Source organism: Acinetobacter sp. 1294243 (assembly GCF_000588015.1).
Taxonomy (GTDB): domain Bacteria; phylum Pseudomonadota; class Gammaproteobacteria; order Pseudomonadales; family Moraxellaceae; genus Acinetobacter; species Acinetobacter pittii.
In genome coordinates, this window is the sequence record NZ_JFXG01000003.1 from 58,407 (window position 1) to 77,623 (window position 19,217).

General features: G+C 38.2%; 18 protein-coding genes. 11 read left to right on the forward strand and 7 right to left on the reverse strand.

Annotated elements, in window-relative coordinates; genetic code table 11:
* The first annotated feature begins 2 nt into the window (after window positions 1-2).
* The 4 genes from lptM to J655_RS09880 all read left to right on the forward strand — a co-directional run bounded on the left by lptM (window position 3) and on the right by J655_RS09880 (window position 3,056).
* Window positions 3-224 (forward strand): LPS translocon maturation chaperone LptM, encoded by a 222-nt coding sequence (gene lptM, locus J655_RS09865; RefSeq protein WP_016140224.1) that lies wholly within the window; start codon window positions 3-5, stop codon window positions 222-224.
* 22 nt (window positions 225-246) lie between these two features.
* Window positions 247-1,497, forward strand: coding sequence for a diaminopimelate decarboxylase (lysA, locus tag J655_RS09870; protein WP_005067709.1), 1,251 nt, complete (start codon window positions 247-249; stop codon window positions 1,495-1,497).
* A gap of 5 nt (window positions 1,498-1,502) precedes the next feature.
* Window positions 1,503-2,348 carry a diaminopimelate epimerase gene (gene dapF, locus J655_RS09875; RefSeq protein WP_002118553.1) on the forward strand — a complete coding sequence of 282 codons (846 nt, stop codon included), beginning with the start codon at window positions 1,503-1,505 and terminating at the stop codon, window positions 2,346-2,348.
* A gap of 102 nt (window positions 2,349-2,450) precedes the next feature.
* A complete protein-coding gene (locus J655_RS09880; RefSeq protein WP_081403785.1) occupies window positions 2,451-3,056 on the forward strand; it encodes an alpha/beta fold hydrolase in 606 nt (201 codons plus the stop codon).
* A 45-nt stretch (window positions 3,057-3,101) separates the two neighbouring features.
* Here J655_RS09880 and J655_RS09885 read toward each other — a convergent pair whose 3' ends face one another.
* Window positions 3,102-3,725, reverse strand: a complete 624-nt coding sequence (locus J655_RS09885; protein WP_032052328.1) for a LysE family translocator — start codon at window positions 3,723-3,725, stop codon at window positions 3,102-3,104.
* 166 nt (window positions 3,726-3,891) lie between these two features.
* Here J655_RS09885 and xerA point away from each other — a divergent pair, with 166 nt between their 5' ends.
* The 4 genes from xerA (at window position 3,892) to gyrA (ending at window position 10,020) form a co-directional block, all read left to right on the forward strand.
* A complete protein-coding gene (xerA, locus tag J655_RS09890; protein ID WP_081403786.1) occupies window positions 3,892-4,779 on the forward strand; it encodes a site-specific tyrosine recombinase/integron integrase in 888 nt (295 codons plus the stop codon).
* A gap of 461 nt (window positions 4,780-5,240) precedes the next feature.
* A complete protein-coding gene (locus tag J655_RS09895) occupies window positions 5,241-5,990 on the forward strand; it encodes an electron transfer flavoprotein subunit beta/FixA family protein (protein ID WP_002118903.1) in 750 nt (249 codons plus the stop codon).
* Between the two features lie 17 nt (window positions 5,991-6,007).
* Window positions 6,008-6,940: an electron transfer flavoprotein subunit alpha/FixB family protein gene (locus J655_RS09900; protein WP_002118921.1), complete on the forward strand. Its 933-nt coding sequence runs from the start codon at window positions 6,008-6,010 to the stop codon at window positions 6,938-6,940.
* 365 nt (window positions 6,941-7,305) lie between these two features.
* Window positions 7,306-10,020, forward strand: a complete 2,715-nt coding sequence (gyrA, locus tag J655_RS09905) for a DNA gyrase subunit A (RefSeq protein ID WP_032052330.1) — start codon at window positions 7,306-7,308, stop codon at window positions 10,018-10,020.
* A 45-nt stretch (window positions 10,021-10,065) separates the two neighbouring features.
* Here gyrA and J655_RS09910 read toward each other — a convergent pair whose 3' ends face one another.
* From J655_RS09910 to J655_RS09925, 4 genes are read right to left on the reverse strand one after another with little or no spacing between them, the layout of a single operon-like run.
* On the reverse strand, window positions 10,066-11,163 hold the full coding sequence (locus tag J655_RS09910) for an ABC transporter permease (RefSeq protein WP_032052331.1): 1,098 nt from the start codon (window positions 11,161-11,163) through the stop codon (window positions 10,066-10,068).
* Entirely contained in the window at window positions 11,163-12,290 is a 1,128-nt protein-coding gene (locus J655_RS09915; protein WP_212752016.1) for an ABC transporter permease, read from the reverse strand. The genes J655_RS09910 and J655_RS09915 overlap by 1 nt, the downstream gene beginning before the upstream one ends.
* A gap of 3 nt (window positions 12,291-12,293) precedes the next feature.
* Complete coding sequence (locus tag J655_RS09920) at window positions 12,294-13,415, reverse strand: HlyD family secretion protein (RefSeq protein WP_032052333.1); 1,122 nt, start codon at window positions 13,413-13,415, stop codon at window positions 12,294-12,296.
* A 12-nt stretch (window positions 13,416-13,427) separates the two neighbouring features.
* Window positions 13,428-14,915 (reverse strand): TolC family protein, encoded by a 1,488-nt coding sequence (locus J655_RS09925; RefSeq protein ID WP_032052334.1) that lies wholly within the window; start codon window positions 14,913-14,915, stop codon window positions 13,428-13,430.
* 385 nt (window positions 14,916-15,300) lie between these two features.
* Here J655_RS09925 and serC point away from each other — a divergent pair, with 385 nt between their 5' ends.
* Entirely contained in the window at window positions 15,301-16,380 is a 1,080-nt protein-coding gene (gene serC, locus J655_RS09930; RefSeq protein WP_032007064.1) for a 3-phosphoserine/phosphohydroxythreonine transaminase, read from the forward strand.
* A 58-nt stretch (window positions 16,381-16,438) separates the two neighbouring features.
* Here serC and J655_RS25300 read toward each other — a convergent pair whose 3' ends face one another.
* Both J655_RS25300 and J655_RS09935 read right to left on the reverse strand, forming a co-directional pair.
* On the reverse strand, window positions 16,439-16,585 hold the full coding sequence (locus J655_RS25300; RefSeq protein ID WP_017480543.1) for a hypothetical protein: 147 nt from the start codon (window positions 16,583-16,585) through the stop codon (window positions 16,439-16,441).
* Window positions 16,586-16,618: 33 nt separating this feature from the next.
* A complete protein-coding gene (locus J655_RS09935; RefSeq protein WP_032052335.1) occupies window positions 16,619-17,560 on the reverse strand; it encodes a hypothetical protein in 942 nt (313 codons plus the stop codon).
* Between the two features lie 246 nt (window positions 17,561-17,806).
* On the opposite strand from J655_RS09935, the gene J655_RS09940 reads away from it, so the two are divergent.
* Together J655_RS09940 and J655_RS09945 are read left to right on the forward strand one after the other, a co-directional pair.
* Entirely contained in the window at window positions 17,807-18,295 is a 489-nt protein-coding gene (locus J655_RS09940) for a YaiI/YqxD family protein (RefSeq protein ID WP_078210287.1), read from the forward strand.
* Between the two features lie 7 nt (window positions 18,296-18,302).
* Window positions 18,303-19,211 carry a DMT family transporter gene (locus tag J655_RS09945; protein ID WP_005067734.1) on the forward strand — a complete coding sequence of 303 codons (909 nt, stop codon included), beginning with the start codon at window positions 18,303-18,305 and terminating at the stop codon, window positions 19,209-19,211.
* The last annotated feature ends 6 nt before the right edge of the window (window positions 19,212-19,217 follow it).

The following is a 19,217-nucleotide window of genomic DNA, read 5'->3' on the forward strand; positions in this document are numbered from 1 at the left end:
AGATGCGTCGTGTCATTTGCCTCATCAGTTTATTGAGCAGCAGTATTTTGCTTAGCGCTTGTGGTCAGTCAGGAGCATTACAGCTACCTTCTGATCCGAATTATGACAAACGTGCGAAATACTTGCTCTATCGTAATAAAGAACAGAAACAAGTTGTGCAACAGGATGAACAAGCTGAACAGTCAGTTGAAGCATCAGCCCCAACCCAAACAACTTCACCTTAAGCTTTGAAATAAGGACACATTCATGAGTTTCACTCGCATTAATGGAGTATTGCATGCAGAGCAATGTTCTATGGAGCAGCTTGCGCAGCAATTTGGCACACCTTTGTATGTTTATTCAAAAGCAGCTTTTGAAAAACATTACTTAGATATGGACCGTGCTTTTGATTTTATTGATCATCAAATCTGTTTTGCGGTGAAATCTAACTCAAATATAGCTGTTCTTAATGTGTTGGCAAAACTTGGTGCTGGTTTTGATATCGTATCAGGTGGTGAACTTGCACGCGTTTTAAAAGCGGGTGGAGATGCATCTAAAGTTGTTTTTTCTGGTTTAGGTAAAACTGAAGCCGATATCGAAACATCGTTAAATGTAGGCATTGCTTGCTTTAACGTTGAGTCTTATGCAGAACTAGACCGTCTTCAAAAGGTTGCAGCACGTCTAGGCAAAAAAGCGCCAATTTCTTTACGTGTAAATCCAGACGTAGATGCAAAAACTCATCCTTATATTTCAACTGGCTTAAAAGAGAATAAATTTGGTATTCCTAGTGATACTGTTTATGAAACCTATCAATATGCTGCATCTTTACCAAACCTTGAAATTATTGGAATTGACTGCCACATCGGTTCGCAATTAACCGAGACTAAACCATTCGTTGATGCTTTAGATCGTGTCATGTTGATGATCGAAGAACTAAAAAAACTTGGTATTACTCTTAAACACATTGATATCGGTGGCGGGTTAGGTGTTTGTTATAAAGATGAAACACCGCCAAGTGTTGAAGAATATGCCAACTCAATGAAACCTGCTTTAGAAAAGTTAGGTCTCAAGGTTTATATGGAACCAGGTCGTAGCATTAGTGCAAATGCAGGTGTGCTTTTAACAAAAGTTGATTTGCTCAAGCCAACGAGCCACCGTAACTTTGCCATTATTGATGCAGCAATGAATGATTTAATTCGCCCTGCTTTATATGAAGCGTGGATGGATATCCAACCTGTAGTGCCAAGTTCAGATACTGAAGAAAAAACTTGGGATCTCGTTGGAGCAATCTGTGAAACAGGTGACTTCATTGGTAAAGATCGTTCATTGGCTTTAAAAGAAAATGACTTGTTAGCTGTTCTTGGCGCTGGCGCTTATGGTTTTGTAATGAGTTCAAATTACAACACACGTGGCCGTGCCGCAGAAGTGATGGTGTCAGGTGATAAAGCCCATTTGATTCGTGAGCGTGAAACGGTTGAATCCCTTTGGGAAAATGAACGCTTATTGCCTGAGGAGTAAATGAAATGTTGTTAGAATTTACTAAAATGCATGGCCTAGGCAATGACTTTATGGTGGTTGATCTGATCAGCCAACGTGCCTATTTGGATACAGAAACAATTCAACGCTTAGCCGATCGTCATTTTGGCATCGGTTTTGATCAACTTTTAATTGTTGAACCACCAGATTTACCGGAAGCAGATTTTAAATATCGTATTTTTAATGCTGATGGTTCTGAAGTTGAACAATGTGGTAATGGTGTACGCTGTTTTGCTCGTTTTGTACATGAGCGCCATTTAACAACCAAAACTAGTATTACTGTCCAAACCAAAGCAGGTATTGTAAAACCTGAATTGGGACAAAATGGTTGGGTTCGCGTCAATATGGGCTACCCAAAGTTCTTGCCGAATGAAATTCCATTCATTGCAGAACAACCAGAAGCTTTATATACACTTGAGTTAGCTAACGACCAGAACATTAATATTGATGTGGTCAATATGGGCAATCCTCACGCTGTCACTATTGTTCCAGATGTATTAACTGCAGATGTTGCTGGCATTGGTCCACAAGTCGAGTCACATAAACGTTTTCCTGAACGTGTTAATGCTGGCTTTATGCAAGTAATTGATGAAAAACATGTTCGCTTACGTGTATTTGAGCGTGGTGTCGGTGAAACACTTGCATGTGGTACAGGTGCTTGTGCTGCTGCGGTAAGTGGTATGCGCCGTGGCTTACTTGCGAACTCAGTTGAAGTTGAACTTGCTGGTGGTAAGCTACAAATTGAATGGCAAGAAGGTGATGTGGTCTGGATGACGGGTCCAACAACTCATGTATATGATGGGCGTTTGGATTTACGTTATTTTCAAGGTTAATCGCATGACCTAAATAGAAGCCTCTTTTCATCAGCTAAATTGATAAAAGAGGCTTTCTTTTATATGTACAATAATTTTTTAATTTTATTACTTTATAAAAATATGAATAATTTAATTTTCTTACCTGGTGCGTCAGGCAGTACTGCATTTTGGCATCCCTTAATTGAAAAATTACCTCAGCATTACCAGACAAAAATTATTGGTTACCCCGGTTTTGGAGATACACCACAATCCCTTGAGGTCAAAAGTTTTGAAGACCTAACAAATCATGTGGTTGATCAAATTAATGAAGAATCTGTTATTGTTGCGCAATCTATGGGTGGGATTTTTGCCGTTGCCGCAGCGCTACAAAAAACTCAACTGGTGAAAGGGTTGGTCTTGATCGCAACTTCAGGTGGAATTAACCTTGAACGATTTAATGTACAAGACTGGCGTGAAGCATACCGCCAAACATTTTTAAAATATCCTGATTGGTTTATTACTACCAATGTTAACTACGAAGAGTTTTTATCAGATATAAACATTGAAACTTTATTAATCTGGGGCGATAACGATCCAGTGAGCCCCGTTCAGGTGGGTCAATATTTAAATCAAAAATTTGAAAATTCGATGTTATATGTTGTGAAAAATGGCGACCATCAATTGGCAGAAGAACATGCTGATGAAGTGGCCACACAAATTAAAGATTATTTAAAAAAGATGAAGTAAGTTTTTAAAAACGGAAGCGTGCTGTGTTAGCACGCTTTTTAAAATTTATCTTTTACTCAAAGCTAATTTCAAAGCAAACAACACAAAAATACTGCCAGTAATCCGATCCATATATTTCACAAATTTGGGTTGCTTAAGATAACGTGACAGTGGCTGCATAGCCAAAATTAATAAAGTTGACCATAACATTCCAATCACCACATGAATCATTACCAGTCCCATCACCCAAGTAACTGCTGATGCTTCTGGTGGAATAAACTGCGGAAGAAATGAAATATAAAAAATACCAACTTTGGGATTAAGTAAATTACCCAAAAAACCTTTAATAAACCAATTCTGTGAAGGGGATATGTCTGAACTATTCTCTTGCATGTCTGCGATTTGGTTACGTGGTTTTAAAATCATATTCAAACCCAGCCACGCTAAATAAGCAGCACCCATCCATTTCAGAATATTAAAAGCTAAATCAGAAGCCATGAGTAAAGCACCCAGACCACAAGCAACCACAATTCCCCATACAATACAGCCAAGACAAATACCTACTGCTGCTTGAAACGCTTTCGATTTACCTTCAAGTGTTGCTGTACGAATAATTAAAGTCGTATCTAAACCCGGGGTAAGTGTAAGTAAGGTAATCGCAATTAAATAAGGAATGAGTATGGTGGTCATGGCAGCAAGGTCCAATGAATACTTGGTTTAAATTGTAATATATAAATTAGATCAGCATTAGATTGTGCGGTATCAAATTTTCATGATCACATAGTTTTTGGTACACTCAAAAAAAATGAGCAAATAAATGGAGAGCAATTTGGATTTTGCATTACAGCTGCTCTCAATGTGGTTAAAAGAAAGAAAAATACAGAATCAATCTGAGCACACGATTACTGCTTATGAACGAGATGTTAAAAGCTTTCTTGAGTTCTGTGAGCACAAACAACTAGATTTGAGAAATATTGAAGCTTCAGATTTAAGAGAGTACTTAGCGCAGCGTGTCGAACAGGACCAGTTTAGTTCAAGTAGCATGCAACGTCATCTCACCTCAATTCGCCAGTTTATGAAGTGGGCTGAACAAGGCAAATATCTAGAAATTAATCCTACTGACGATTTTAAGTTAAAACGCCAACCTAGACCTTTACCAGGCATGATCGACATAGAAACAGTTAATCAAATTTTAGATCAACCTATGCCTGAAAAACCAATTGATCAGCAGCTTTGGTTAAGAGATAAAGCGATGCTCGAGTTACTTTACTCAAGTGGTTTACGTCTGGCTGAATTGCAGGGATTAACTGTTAAAGATGTAGATTTTAATCGCCAACTTGTTCGTATTACAGGTAAAGGAAATAAAACACGTATAGTACCATTTGGGAAAAAAGCAAAAGAAAGTCTATTGAACTGGATGAAAGTTTATACAATTTGGAAAGGACATTTTGATCAAAATGATTCTGTCTTTATTTCCTTACGAGGAGGGGCGCTTACTCCAAGGCAAATTGAAAAACGAGTGAAGCTTCAGGCACAAAGAGCAGGTGTAAATGTCGATTTACATCCACATTTACTCAGACATTGTTTTGCTAGCCATATGCTATCGAGTAGCGGTGACTTGCGTTCAGTACAAGAAATGCTAGGCCATAGTAATTTATCTACAACACAAATTTATACCCATATTGATTTCGATCATTTGGCTCAAGTGTATGATCAAGCTCATCCAAGGGCACATAAAAGCTAAAAGTTAAAAAATAGACTCAATCAAAGATAATTAAATTGAGATGTTTTAGGTGAATGTAGAGATCATTTGTATTTTTTTACAAATTTGTTTAAGAGAAATAAGGGAAACTACCCAATTGACAATTTTGATCTTTGAGTATTTTGTGGACGACTGGGTCTAAAAAACCTTGAATTGAAGGCTTTAAAAAGTAATCTTATGTTTCTAGCTAATATGCTAAATAAGATAAAAAGATAATAAAAATCAATATATAAAATAGAGTGTAAAAAGAATAAAATAGATCCTAATAGCAGTTTAAAAATTTTTTATGAACTGAGCATTTCATCTTTTTTATAGCAGTAGCGGAAATTGTGACTTGACCGAAATGCCAAACACATTGCAAGATAGGGTACCTAAAAAATTTTAATTGAAGAGTTAATATACTTTTCTCAACATTTACTTTTGCTAGAACAGCCGAGGATTACATGAAGGCTCTTGTTGCTGTAAAACGCGTGGTTGATGCCAACGTTAAAGTTCGTGTTAAGCCGGACAATAGTGGGGTTGACCTTACCAACGTAAAAATGTCAATTAACCCATTTTGTGAAATCGCAGTGGAAGAAGCGGTTCGCTTAAAAGAAAAAGGAACAGTATCAGAAATCGTTGTTGTTTCTGTAGGTCCTAAAGAAGCTCAAGAACAAATCCGTTCTGCAATGGCTCTAGGCGCAGACCGTGGTATTTTGGTTGAAACTACTGATGAAATTGGCGCTTTAGAAGTTGCTAAAATTTTAAAAGGTGTTGTTGAAGCTGAAAAACCAGAACTTATCCTTCTTGGTAAACAAGCAATTGATGATGACTCTAACCAAGTAGGTCAAATGCTTGGTGCATTATTAGGTGCTGGTCAAGGTACATTTGCTTCTGAAGTGAAAGTTGATGGCGGTAAAGTACAAGTGACTCGTGAAGTTGACGGTGGTTTACAAACTGTTGAGCTTACACTTCCTGCAATTATTACGACTGACTTGCGTTTGAACGAGCCACGTTATGCAGCATTGCCTAACATCATGAAAGCTCGTAAGAAGCCACTTGATACTAAATCTCCTGCTGATTATGGCGTTACAGCTGGTACTAAGCTTAAAACTGTTAAAGTTGAAGCTCCAGCAGAACGTAAAGCTGGCGTACAAGTGAAATCTGTAGATGAGCTTGTTGAAAAATTGAAAAATGAAGCGAAAGTGATCTAATACGGAAGGATAAAATCATGAGTATTTTAGTTATCGCTGACCACAACAACCAAGTACTTAACGGTGCTACTTTAAACGTTGTTGCTGCAGCACAAAAAATCGGTGGTGATATTACTGTATTAGTTGCTGGTTCTGGTGCTCAAGCAGTTGCTGATGCTGCTGCTAAAGTTGCTGGTGTAAGCAAAGTTTTACTTGCTGACAACGCTGCTTATGCAAACCAATTAGCTGAAAACGTAGCTGGCTTAGTTGCTGACTTGGCTAAAGGTTACAAATACGTTTTAGCTGCTTCTACAACGACTGGTAAGAACATTCTTCCACGTGTTGCAGCTCTTCTTGATGTAAGCATGATCACAGATATCATTTCTGTTGAATCTGCGAACACATTCAAGCGTCCTATCTACGCTGGTAACGCGATTGCAACTGTTCAATCTGACGAAGCAATCATTGTTGGTACCGTTCGTGGTACAGCATTTGATCCAGTTGCTGCGGAAGGGGGTTCAGCTGCTGTTGAAACAGTTGGCGAAGTAAAAGATGCGGGTATTTCTCACTTCGTATCTGAAGAAATCGTTAAGCTTGATCGTCCAGAATTAACTGCGGCTCGCATCGTAGTTTCTGGGGGTCGTGGTGTAGGTTCTGGTGAGAACTACCATAAAGTACTTGATCCATTAGCTGACAAGCTTGGTGCAGCACAAGGTGCTTCACGTGCAGCAGTTGATGCGGGCTTTGTACCTAACGATTTCCAAGTTGGTCAAACTGGTAAAATCGTTGCGCCTGAGCTTTATGTTGCTGTAGGTATTTCTGGTGCGATCCAGCATTTAGCTGGTATGAAAGATTCTAAAGTTATTGTTGCAATCAACAAAGACGAAGAAGCGCCAATCAACAGTGTTGCTGACTACTGGTTAGTTGGTGATTTGAACACTGTAGTACCAGAATTGGTATCTAAACTTTAATCTTTACTGATTAAAGCTAAAAAACCCTTAGTTTTTACTAGGGGTTTTTTATTATGAATACTGATCTGAAATGTATAACTGAGACTTTTATCTCATTTGAGGTTTGATTTTTATAGAATAAAAATCACATAGTTTTATTAAGAATAGAACATGCTCGTTATGGCGATATGATAAGAATAATATGCAATTAAATTATACAAATATCACCAGATTGGCGGTGTAGATTCCGCACATTACACAGTGCTTTTATGCTATAGTATACAGCTATATTTTTTTCGATTTTAGTTCAGTTTCCGGAACTAAATTTTTTGCAAGATCAAGACATATAAGCAGATGGAAATTTCTATCTGTAAGAAGGAGTATGCATGAGCGTATCGGAAATCCGACCGATTGCCATTGAGGACGAACTCAAGCATTCATATTTAGATTACGCGATGAGTGTAATCGTATCTCGTGCATTGCCGGATGTGAGAGACGGTCTGAAACCTGTTCACCGTCGTGTGCTTTATGCCATGTACGAATTGGGCAATGACTATAACAAAGCCTACAAGAAATCTGCGCGTGTTGTTGGGGACGTAATCGGTAAATATCACCCTCATGGTGACTCAGCTGTTTATGAAACCATTGTACGTATGGCTCAGGACTTTAGCTTACGTTATTTATTGGTAGATGGTCAGGGTAACTTCGGTTCGATTGATGGTGATAGCGCAGCTGCAATGCGTTATACCGAAGTCCGTATGACCAAGCTTGCACATGAGCTTCTTGCAGATCTAGAAAAAGACACGGTTGACTGGGAAGATAACTACGACGGATCTGAGCGTATTCCTGAAGTACTTCCGACACGTGTTCCTAACCTGTTAATTAATGGTGCTGCTGGTATTGCCGTAGGTATGGCAACCAACATGGCACCGCATAACATGACAGAAGTTGTAAATGCGTGCTTAGCCTATGCTGACAATCCAAATATCTCGATTGAAGGATTGATGGAATATATTACTGGTCCTGACTTCCCTACAGGCGGTATTATTTACGGTAAATCGGGTATTGTTGATGCCTACCGTACAGGTAAAGGCCGTTTACACATTCGTGGTAAGTACCATTTCGAAGAAGATGAAAAGACAGGCCGTACAACCATCGTCTTTACTGAAATTCCATATCAAGTAAACAAAGCAAGAGTTATTGAACGTATTGCCGAGTTAGTGAAAGAGAAAAAACTTGAAGGTATTTCAGAACTTCGTGATGAGTCTGACAAAGAAGGTATGCGTATTGCAATTGACTTAAAGCGTGGTGAAAACGCTGAAGTCGTTGTAAATAACTTATTCTTAAATACTCAACTTGAAAACTCATTCAGCATCAATATGGTTTGTCTTGATAACGGACAACCAAAATTGATGAATCTGAAAGATATTATTGCGGCATTTATCCGTCACCGCCAAGAAGTTGTGACCCGCCGTACCATGTTCGAACTGCGTAAAGCACGTGAACGTGGTCATATCTTAGAAGGCTTAACCGTTGCTTTAGCCAATATCGATGAAATTATCGAGACGATTAAAACTTCTGCTAACCCTGCTGAAGCGCGTGAGCGTTTACTTGCAGGTGAGTGGGCAGGTGGTGGTGTGGTTTCATTGCTTGAAAAAGCTGGCGCAATTTCTGTTCGTCCAGATGAAATCGAAGGTGAAGATCCAAATCGTCCATTTGGTTTAACTGAATCGATTTATCGTTTATCACCAACACAAGTAGGCGCAATTTTAGAATTACGTTTACATCGTTTAACTGGTCTTGAGCAAGACAAATTACATGCAGAATATACTGAGATCTTAGGTCAAATCGCTGAACTTACTGCAATTTTGAATGATTTCAATTTATTGATGGCTGTAATTCGCGAAGAGTTAGCACTGGTACTACAACAGTATGGTGATGGACGTCGCACAGAAATTATTGAATCACGTATTGATTTTAGCCGTGAAGATTTAATTCCTGAAGAACAAGTTGTATTAACGGTTTCACAAACAGGTTACGCAAAAACTCAACCACTTTCAGACTATCAGGCTCAGCGCCGCGGTGGACGTGGTAAGTCTGCAACTTCAATGAAAGATGATGACTTTATTCAACATCTCATTGTAGCTTCAAACCATGCGACTGTGCTGTGCTTTACCAACGTAGGTAAAGTATATCGTCTTCGTGTGTTTGAAGTACCTCAAGCATCACGTGGTGCCAAAGGCCGTCCGATTGTGAACTTGTTACCTTTAGATGCGAATGAAACAGTAACAGCTATCTTGCCGTTAACTGAGTTCCCAGAAAACCATTACGTGTTTATGGCGACAGCATCAGGTACGGTTAAACGTGTTGATTTAGAGCAATTCGCTAATATCCGTTCAAATGGTTTACGCGCAATTGAACTCAATGAAGAAGATACCTTAATTGGTGTTGCGATTACTGATGGTAATCAGCAAATCATGTTGTTCTCGAACGAAGGTAAGGCAATCCGTTTTGCTGAAACTGACGTACGTGCAATGGGTCGTACTGCGAAAGGTGTTCGTGGTATGCGCGTGAGCTTTGCAAGCAGTACTTTAAGTGAAGAAGATGGAGATGTTGAAAATGATGAATCAGATGACAATGACGATTCAGCAGATTCAAATTTAGTAAGCCGTATCGTATCGCTTGTAGTTGTACCTGAAACAGGTGAAGTACTGTGTGCAAGTGCCAATGGTTATGGTAAGCGTACTCCAGTAAATGACTTCCCGACCAAGAAACGTGGCGGTAAGGGTGTAATTGCGATTAAGACAAGCGAACGTAACGGTGAGCTCGTTGGTGCAGTGTCTATTGACGAAACCAAAGAATTGTTACTTATTTCTGATGGCGGTACATTAGTTCGTACGCGTGCTGCTGAAGTTGCAATGACTGGTCGTAATGCACAAGGTGTACGTCTAATTCGCTTAAGCGAAGAAGAAACTCTAGTAGGCGTTGTGTCTATTGAAGCTGTCGAAGATGAAGAAGAGTTTCTCGAAGGCGAAGTAGATACTACCGAGACTGATAGCGAAGAAGCTGTATCAAATAATGAAGATGCTTCTGAAGAGTAAGTAAAACTTAAATAAAAAAGGAAGCATAAGCTTCTTTTTTTATTTTTATGAAGAAGATTTTTTAACAAGCCGATAATAAGATAAACTCACCAATATTAATCCAAGGGTCCCAAGAAAAATCAGCTTTGGTACAACCGTGGATAATGGAACACCCATCTGGTTAAGTTGCACAAACATTTGTACCCCATGTGTGGAAGGTAAACACCACGCAAACCATTGTAGCCATTCAGGCATGGCTTGATGAGGCCAAGCAGCTCCGGTTAATAAGAATAAAGGTACTGAGCTAAACACAATAATATGTCCGGCACGTTCCGGCATATCTAAAAGTGAACCGATCAGCATGCCTAATCCAATCACACAACTAATAAAAATTGGAACGGCAATGAGTAGACCTATAAAATTTCCACCGTGTGGATAGTCATTGAACCACAAGGTAAAACCAAAAAGATAAAAGCACCCTAAACAACCAATCGTAAATATACTTGCGAAAACTCCAGCAAAGCGAACAGTTGTAATTTTTTCATTTTGTTCACAGTAACTTGCAATTAGCATTGCCAAACCGAGCACAATCGTTTGATGAATAATTAACGATGCCACAGCCGGAAAAATATAACTTCCATATCCTGAAAGTGGATTAAATAACGGCACTTGATGAATAGAAAGCGCTGGCTGGAAATGCGTACGTTGTCCAAATTTCTCAATGTATTCTTTTAATGTGGTTTCAATTGAGGTTGCTAGACCTAAACCAATTTCTTTAGTTTTTAAAAAGTTGGTTGTGCTTAAGTATAAGCCGATTCCACCTGTTTCTCCGCGGCGTAGGCTTTGGGTTAAGTTATTTGGTAAAAGTAAAATACCATCGGCTTTTTGCTCACGGACCATTTGTTCAGCTTGTAAAAAATTGCTGGTAACTGTAACGATATGAACATGGGGGCTATTTGCACTTTGTCCAATCAATTGAGAAGTTAAGAGGCTTTGTTCTTCATCGACAATCACAATTGGAATAGATTCTGCACGCTCAGCTTTATAGGCGGTAGGATAAAAAAAGCTATAAAGAATGACCGATAAAATCAAAGTTGTGAAAACTGAGCTATTACTTACAATGTCTTTAAATGTTTGCCCATAAGCCTTAAAGAATTCTTTCATTATGTTGCCCCTTGAACTAATTTTTTAAGCAATAGACAACTTAAAAAGAAATAAATCAGGCAATAACCGATGAGTATTAAAAAAGGAATCATTGAAATGAAAACTGGACTGCCGATCACCCATTGTTCGGTTTGAAGCTTGGCATAAGGGGTATACGGAATAATGAGTGACCAAAACTTGGTGAAAATAGGGGCATTATTTAAAGGTAGCGTAACGCCTGCGAAACTTAAAGAAGAGCCGCCATATACTGCGATAAAGCCAAAAGTTTTACTTAAATTTTTGGTTGCAAGAATGACGGTACTACTAATCAAAGCATAGGCAAAATACAGTAAAAACTGTGCGCATAACAATAAACTAAGAGAACCTGCTACGAACCAGCCCCGGATTTCGACTAGCCAAAACATCCATACCCATGTCCATGCACAAAATATAAGGCTATAAAGCAGATTTTTGGCCAATAAGCCTTGAATAAAACTTTCTCGGTTTACCCATGCTGTTAATGTGCCACGTTTAAGTTCTTGTCCAATAGCAAAGGCAACACAGCAACACAGCAATAAGTGCAATACAGCAGGAACCATGAAGGGTTCTAAATAAAACTCATAGCTCATGCTTGGATTATAAAGCGTTGAGATTTTTACATGAGCTGTAGGAACATCTAAATAGGGAATACTATTTACAAGATAACTTTGACCAGCATAGTCTGCTAAAGCATTGAGGGTACTGATCAGCATTGCTGAAGAAATCGTATTTCCGACACTAAAAAAAGACTGGTTAAATGCAATGCTGATTTGAGCATCTTGTGCTTTCACGAAGCGCTTTTCAGCACCGTCTGGAATAAAAACATAACCCCATATTTTAGTTTCATTGAGTAGTTGTTCAGCCTCAGCAGAGCTTGCCGTAATTGTTTTAATGTCTACTGTATGATTCAACGAAAGATACTTTTCAATATTACGGCTGAGTTCACTTTGGTCTTGATCAATAATCGCAATTGGTAAGTGTTCAGCTTTACCTGCGTAAAACATGCTGCTAAACATGAAAATGATAAAAGCAGGGATAAGTGTCACCATACACAAATCCCATTTATTGCTTTTTAGATAGTTTAGTTCCCGTAATATACTGGCAAACATGCTTTATTTTTCTTCTTTAATTTTAAATAGAACACTCATACCAACCTTTAAATCTTTGACAGGACGTTCAGGCACCAGATGTAATTTGAAGCTACGAATATCATAGCCCCCAGTTTGGCGAGTCGTTTTAATGGTGGCAAATTCACCTTCAGCATCAATATTCTTAATTTTAAAATTCACATTCTGATTAAGAGCAGGTATGAATCCTTTAAGGGTTTTACTTTTATAAACAGAAGCGTATTGGTTTTCACCCACGTTTAAACTTACCCATAAATCATCATCTTCTAAAATGCTGACAACAGGCACGCCCATAGCGACTAATTCAGAAGGTTTACCATAAGTTTTTGAAACTGTACCCGAAATCGGAGAGAGTAAGCGTGTTTCTTCCTCTAAAGCTTTTGCTTCAGCTACCGCAGCTTTTGCAATTTCAACCTGTGCATCTGCTGTAGATTTTTGCTGGCTAGTGCTTCCACGTTTTGCACGAGCATATTGTTGATAAGAGGCTTCACTTAATTCTTGAGCAGAGGTCTGTGCTGCGAGCATTTCATCTCGTCTTTGACGTGAAATGACACCTTGTCTATATAAATTTTCACCGCGTTGGTAAGTGGTTTTTGCCAAGTTTGCTTGTGCTTTGGTGCTTTGCCAGTTGGCATAGAGAGTATCGATATTTTCTTGTTGCGAACCGCGGTCTACCGTAGATTGAAATGCTAAAGCCGATTGTAAGGTAGCCAAGGCTTGTTGCTTTTTAGCTTCTATTTCAGGGCTAACCAAACGAACAAGGGGCTGGCCTTTGGAAATTTTCTGGCCTTCTTGTACATAAATTTCTTCAATACGACTTGGAACTTTTGTACTTACGTGAATAGTTTCAGCTTCAACTCGGCCTTGAAGTTCAATAGGTTTCGGCTGATAGCTTTTCCACAAACCAAAAATAATTAAACCTAATAGGGCAATAATAATTACACCAATAATCAGTTTAATTTTAGAGTTTTTAGGTGGTTTTGAATCATCTTTATTTGTGTTTGATTCTTGATGGTCACTAACTTGATCATCTTTTTGAACTTGGGTGGTTTCTGCCGTATCCGCAACAGGAGAATCTTGTTCTGAATGAGCTGAGTCTTGATTCATTTTATACTCCCATTAACGAATATAGTCGGTATGTGGTTGATTGACATAAGCTTTAAACTGGTCAATTGAGCCGTGACTTTGCAATAAAGTCGCGAGTGACATGACATATTTATAAGCATTTAAAGCCATTTCAGTTTTTAACGCACTTAATGCATTTTGCGCATCAATCACTTGGGTTGCTGTACCCATTCCTTCGCGGAAAGAAAGTTCTTGAATACGTAGGTTTTCTTGAGCGGCATTTACGTTTCTTTGTAAAAGCTGATGACTTTGTTGAGCAGAGTTGAGCTCGTTATATGATTTATTCAAAAGTGCTTCAATCTCTTGTTTAGTTCGTTCAGTCATGAGTTCAGAAGCGTAGCGCTTTAATTCAGCGGCATGAATATTCTTATTTTTATCTACCCCAGAAAATAGGTTGTATTTTGCCATTACACCGACAATCCAGTTTTCATTTTCATCAAGAGCATATTCACCAAATGCAAATAGACTTGGTTTTTTTGCTGCTTGTTGAGCTTGAATATTTACGTTAGCCAGTTGAGTATCCATCTGCATTTTTTGTACAAGGCTAGACTTTTGTGAATAACTGGTTAAAAGTGATTCTAGAGACTGGCTGGGAGTGTTGTTTACAAATAATGGTGTACTTAAATCGACATTATTTTGTTGATGTAAAAGATTATTAAGGCTAAAGCGGCTGGCGTTTAAGTTAGCTTGAGCATTTTGTAAAGTACGTTCTGCATTATTACGAGCGACTTCAAACTGCATGCGTTGCCCTTTACTAATAAATCCTTGTTGTTCGAGCTTTAGGGCATTGCTGTAATGTTTTTGCATTGCATTAAAGTTAAATAAGCTACTTGCAACCAGCTGCTGCTGTAACTGCACATTAAAGTAACTTTGTACTACTTCAAATCGCTGTATATCTTGTTGTTGTTGGTTTGAAAGTTCAGAGCGCTGTGCTTGTATATTTGCTATTTTTTTAGCACTGCTGGTTAAGCCGCCTGTATAGAGTGGCATTACGACTGAAATAGAAGGGCGTACCACCTGATCTTCGATAGTCAGGTTTGCGTAATCAGGAAAGCGATTTATACCATCATGTATGGTTTGGTTTGCACCTTCTTGAACTTGTCCCAGCACATCTGATGGAATGACATTGTTCCACTGTGAAAGTTTGTCAGTTAGTCCTTGGCTTAAATCATTCTCAAGTTTTTGTTTAAAAGAACCAAGGGGAACATCTGTTTCACTATGAAAAGCGTAGGCTCTGACATTTAAATCAACTCTAGGTAATCCGAGGCCTTTTACTGCTTCAGCTTCTAATTGAGATGCTTGCTGTAATGCCTGGTTGGCCTGAGTGCTATATGAACTTTTCAAAGCTTGTTGTTCTGCTTCAGCATAACTTAAGCTTTCGGCGTATAAGTGATTAGTGAAAAAAAAGCCTAAAGCCAAAGCAAGATGTTTGGGTTTAAATGAAAAGGGAAAAATAGACTGTCTATATCGATGTGTTGGCATTTTAAATAACAATTTTTGGCATCCCTTATAGTTTAAATTTCTTGTTATTAAATTCAATTATCATCTTGTTTATTATACATTTGTATAAAAACATGGTGGTTTTTAGCTCCTTTAATTATTGAATTTACTAAGCCAATATTTTTGTAATAGCTATCAAGGTATGTGAAATGATAATCACAAGTCAAGTTGATCTTTTTGCTTAAAAAATTTTTTAAATGAGGAAGCTGGTCATTAAAACTAAAGAAATAACGACAACAATAATTGAAAAAATAAAGCTAAATACAGTCCAGCATTGAAATATTTACTTGAGAAGCTGCTGCAAGCTTAAGCAATCTGTGGTTAAATGCCATTTTTATTGTGTTTGACTTTATACAAGGGAAAAATCATGCGCGCGTACAATTTCTGTGCTGGTCCTGCTGCATTACCTACTGCCGTTTTAGAAAAAGCTCAACAAGAATTGTTGGATTGGCAAGGTAAAGGTCTATCCATCATGGAAATGAGTCACCGTAGTGCTGACTATGTTGCTGTGGCTGAAAAAGCTGAAGCAGATTTACGCAAGTTAATGAATATTCCAGAAAATTATAAAGTACTATTTTTACAAGGCGGTGCGTCATTACAATTTTCTGCGATTCCTTTAAACCTTTTAGGTAAGAACAGTAAAGCCGATTATATTCACACCGGCATCTGGTCTGAAAAAGCGTTAAAAGAAGCAAAACGTTATGGCGATATTAATGTTGTAGAAGCTGGCATTAAAGTAGATGGCAAGTTCGCAATTTCTGAACAAAGTGAATGGAATTTATCTGACGATGCAGCATATGTACATTATGCGGATAATGAAACGATTGGTGGCTTACAGTTCGCAGGAATTCCTGATGTAAAGGCTCCACTTGTTTGTGACTATTCATCAAGTATTTTATCTGCTCCATTAGATGTGACCAAGTTTGGTTTAATCTATGCTGGCGCACAAAAAAATATTGGTCCTGCTGGTTTAACAATTGTCATTATTCGTGATGACTTACTTGATCAAGCTAAACCAGAAATTCCAAGTATTTTAAAATATGGTGACCAAGCCAAAAATGGTTCTATGGTAAATACGCCATCGACTTACGCTTGGTACTTGTCTGGTTTGGTATTTGAGTGGTTGCTAGAGCAGGGTGGGGTAGAGGCGATCCATAAAGTGAACCTTGAAAAAGCTCAGTTGTTATATGGTTATATCGACTCAAGCGATTTCTACAATAACCCGATCGCAATTCCAAACCGTTCAATTATGAATGTACCGTTTACCTTGGCAGATGAAGCTTTGGAAAAGCAATTCTTAAAAGAAGCGGAAGCTAATCACTTGTTGAATTTAGCTGGACACCGTTCTGTAGGTGGTATGCGTGCAAGTATTTATAATGCCGTACCATTAGAAGGCGTACAGGCTTTAATCAAATTTATGGATGATTTTGCAAAGCGTAATGGTTAAGCAAATCAAATAAATAAAGCCCTCAAATGAGGGCTTTATTTATTGAATAAGTTATAAATTAAAAAGGCACTAAACCAAACTGGTGCATGAATAGGGCAGCTAAGAACATACCCAAGACAAAAAAGCAAAACGCACCAGTATCGACCTTTACGCGCAGGCTACTGGATTGAATGAGGCTGGTAGTTTGTTCGGGTATAATCTTCATTCAATAACCTAATTATTAAAATATTAGTGAAATTCAATTAGTTTCACCCTTTTTAGCACAAATAGTCGCCTGAATCCAGATATTACCGCGAATATATTCGCCAATATTAAAGTTTTTATACAAATCGTTTTTGGTCGCAATGCGCACTAATATGGCAGGAAGATCATCTTCTAAAACCAAAGTGACATCATAAAGGGTATATTCTGCCCCCATAAATGTCATAGAAGTTTTACCAACAATATTACCTTGGAACCATGCTTCATCTTCTTGACCAAGATTTTCGCCATATAAATAAGCGACCATTTTAGAAAAATCAACGGTTACAGGTTCTTGATCTTCTGGAGTTTTTGGTTGCCATTCATTAATGAGTTCCTGTAAGTTTTCAGGAGCAACACCATTATGTTCAGTTAAAATTGCATTTAATGCACGGTGATGTTTAATAGAAGCGGGGTCATCAACAATGATTTTTTCACCTGCTGGAACAGGTTCTAATTCATAAGCCCATGCATTAAATTGGACTTGATAGTTTTGATTTTTATCATATTGACAGTAGTTAACACTAAATAAATTATCAAATGCATAAACAGTTGTATTTTTATTTAATCTTAAACTTAACACGGCTTGTGTAGCAGAGGCGCAAGTAATGATGCGTTCAATTTTCGCATTATATTGATATGGACTTTCAAAACTTGGGAAGGCTGTTTTAAGCGCGCGAGGTTTTTGATTTTCAACAGCAATAATTTGATTGATGGTAACTTTTTGGTCTTGTGGACCTTGAATGAGCCAAAAAGATTGATCCATGTCTTCTTCATGTTCACACAAACCCATTGGCATTACAGGTGCATCAAGTGCCAGTCCTAACCATTTTGGTACATCTGTTTCGGGATGGGAGGTCAATAGATTCCAATGTTCTCCATGACTACCAAAATTTTGGTCATTTACTTTAATAACTTCTGGACTGTTTTGATTTTTCATAAGCACGATGCTGTTGGGTTCACATTACTTGTTATATTAAATCGAGGGTGTTTGCTATTTTTCAAGTCACCATATGTAAATTCTCTTGTAAAAGCGCGTATTTAGTCATTTAAGGGGAAGCAACGTTTCTATTTATAAGTTAAAAGTACGTTTAACTTATAAAAAATTTAAATGTTGAAATTAAAAATCAGTTTAATCGTTATTTTTACTCACCTTAGAAAAGCATCTGTTAGACTAATATTTTTAGTGGAAATAGAGAATAACGTGCTGCCATTTAAGCTATGGGTAGACGCAGACGCCTTACCGAAAATTTTACGTGAAGTGATTTTACGTGCATCAGATCGTTATCAATTAGAAGTCATTTTTGTAGCCAATCAAAATGTTGGGATTACGCCTTCTGTTCGTATTAAATCAATACAGGTTTTAAGTGGTGCCGATCAGGCAGATAAAGAAATAGTTGATCGTATGGTTGAAAATGACATTGTCATTACGCAGGATATTCCACTGGCAGCTCAGGTGATCGAGAAAGGTGGAGTTGCTATTCATCCCCGTGGTGAAGTCTATACAACGGCGAATGTTAAAGCGCGTTTACATCTACGTGATTTCATGGATACGCTCCGTGGTGCAGGTGTGCAAACTGGTGGACCGCCTCCTATTTCCGAACGAGATAAACGTGAATTTTCAAGTTCATTAGATCAAACGATTTTAAAGCAAAAACGTAAAACAGCTAAGTGAGCATCGCATGCCATCGCAAACCAATTTGGCTCTAACCTATGCCTTGTTAGTGTTTATCTGGGCAACAACTCCGTTGGCAATTGTCTGGAGTGTGTCTGATCTACATCTGATGTGGGCATTGTTATTACGCTTTTTTATTGCATTGCCTTTGGCTGTCATCATATTACTAATTTTGAGAACACCTTTTCCAACGCATCGACAAGCAGTTCATAGCTACATTGCCGGATCTTTTAGCTTAATTGGTTCTCAAATTTTCACTTATGCCGCGACCCAATATTTAAGTTCCGGCATGATTGCGCTTATGTTTGGCTTAGCACCGATTATGGCGGGGCTTATTGGTCGGTTTGCTTTTGGCCAACAACTTTATAAGCTGCAATGGTTGGGTATGGCAATTGCGGTCTGTGGGCTAGCTATTATTTGTCTGAGCGGTGCGAATCAGCATGTACACCCGTTTGGTATTGTTCTTATGCTGATCAGTGTGTTTGTTTATTCATTTTCAATTTTCTGGGTTAAGAAAGTTAATGCACAGATCCAGCCGATGGCTCAGGCAACAGGCTCTATTTTAGTGTCTTCTATTTTTGCTAGTTGTTTTATTCCATTTATTTGGCAATATGCACCGACACATTTGCCAGAAGCCAAATCACTATTTGCCCTAATTTATACGGTACTCATGGCTTCACTCGTTGCCATGTTCTGTTATTTCAAACTTATACAAAATATTCAGGCAACGACTTTATCTTTAACGACAGTTATTACCCCTATGTTAGCGATGATCATTGGGGCTGCTTTAAACCATGAACAACTTTCAATTATGGTTTTTGTAGGTGCTTTCATTATCTTGTCTGGACTCTTTTTATATTTCTATAAAGATATTCAGGCAAACCGGAACTTTGCTCAACATATGAAGTCTAAATAGGAGAAG

Excerpts from the sequence above, each read along its gene's own strand:
- lptM (WP_016140224.1), top strand. The coding sequence starts at position 3 with ATGCGTCGTGTCATTTGCCTCATCAGTTTATTGAGCAGCAGTATTTTG.
- J655_RS09880 (WP_081403785.1), top strand. The coding sequence starts at position 2,451 with ATGAATAATTTAATTTTCTTACCTGGTGCGTCAGGCAGTACTGCATTT.
- J655_RS09915 (WP_212752016.1), bottom strand. The coding sequence starts at position 12,290 with ATGTTTGCCAGTATATTACGGGAACTAAACTATCTAAAAAGCAATAAA.
- gyrA (WP_032052330.1), top strand. The coding sequence starts at position 7,306 with ATGAGCGTATCGGAAATCCGACCGATTGCCATTGAGGACGAACTCAAG.
- J655_RS09945 (WP_005067734.1), top strand. The coding sequence starts at position 18,303 with ATGCCATCGCAAACCAATTTGGCTCTAACCTATGCCTTGTTAGTGTTT.
- J655_RS09935 (WP_032052335.1), bottom strand. The coding sequence starts at position 17,560 with ATGAAAAATCAAAACAGTCCAGAAGTTATTAAAGTAAATGACCAAAAT.
- J655_RS09920 (WP_032052333.1), bottom strand. The coding sequence starts at position 13,415 with ATGAATCAAGACTCAGCTCATTCAGAACAAGATTCTCCTGTTGCGGAT.
- J655_RS09885 (WP_032052328.1), bottom strand. The coding sequence starts at position 3,725 with ATGACCACCATACTCATTCCTTATTTAATTGCGATTACCTTACTTACA.
- lysA (WP_005067709.1), top strand. The coding sequence starts at position 247 with ATGAGTTTCACTCGCATTAATGGAGTATTGCATGCAGAGCAATGTTCT.
- xerA (WP_081403786.1), top strand. The coding sequence starts at position 3,892 with ATGTGGTTAAAAGAAAGAAAAATACAGAATCAATCTGAGCACACGATT.
- dapF (WP_002118553.1), top strand. The coding sequence starts at position 1,503 with ATGTTGTTAGAATTTACTAAAATGCATGGCCTAGGCAATGACTTTATG.
- J655_RS25300 (WP_017480543.1), bottom strand. The coding sequence starts at position 16,585 with ATGAAGATTATACCCGAACAAACTACCAGCCTCATTCAATCCAGTAGC.
- serC (WP_032007064.1), top strand. The coding sequence starts at position 15,301 with ATGCGCGCGTACAATTTCTGTGCTGGTCCTGCTGCATTACCTACTGCC.
- J655_RS09910 (WP_032052331.1), bottom strand. The coding sequence starts at position 11,163 with ATGAAAGAATTCTTTAAGGCTTATGGGCAAACATTTAAAGACATTGTA.
- J655_RS09900 (WP_002118921.1), top strand. The coding sequence starts at position 6,008 with ATGAGTATTTTAGTTATCGCTGACCACAACAACCAAGTACTTAACGGT.
- J655_RS09925 (WP_032052334.1), bottom strand. The coding sequence starts at position 14,915 with ATGCCAACACATCGATATAGACAGTCTATTTTTCCCTTTTCATTTAAA.
- J655_RS09895 (WP_002118903.1), top strand. The coding sequence starts at position 5,241 with ATGAAGGCTCTTGTTGCTGTAAAACGCGTGGTTGATGCCAACGTTAAA.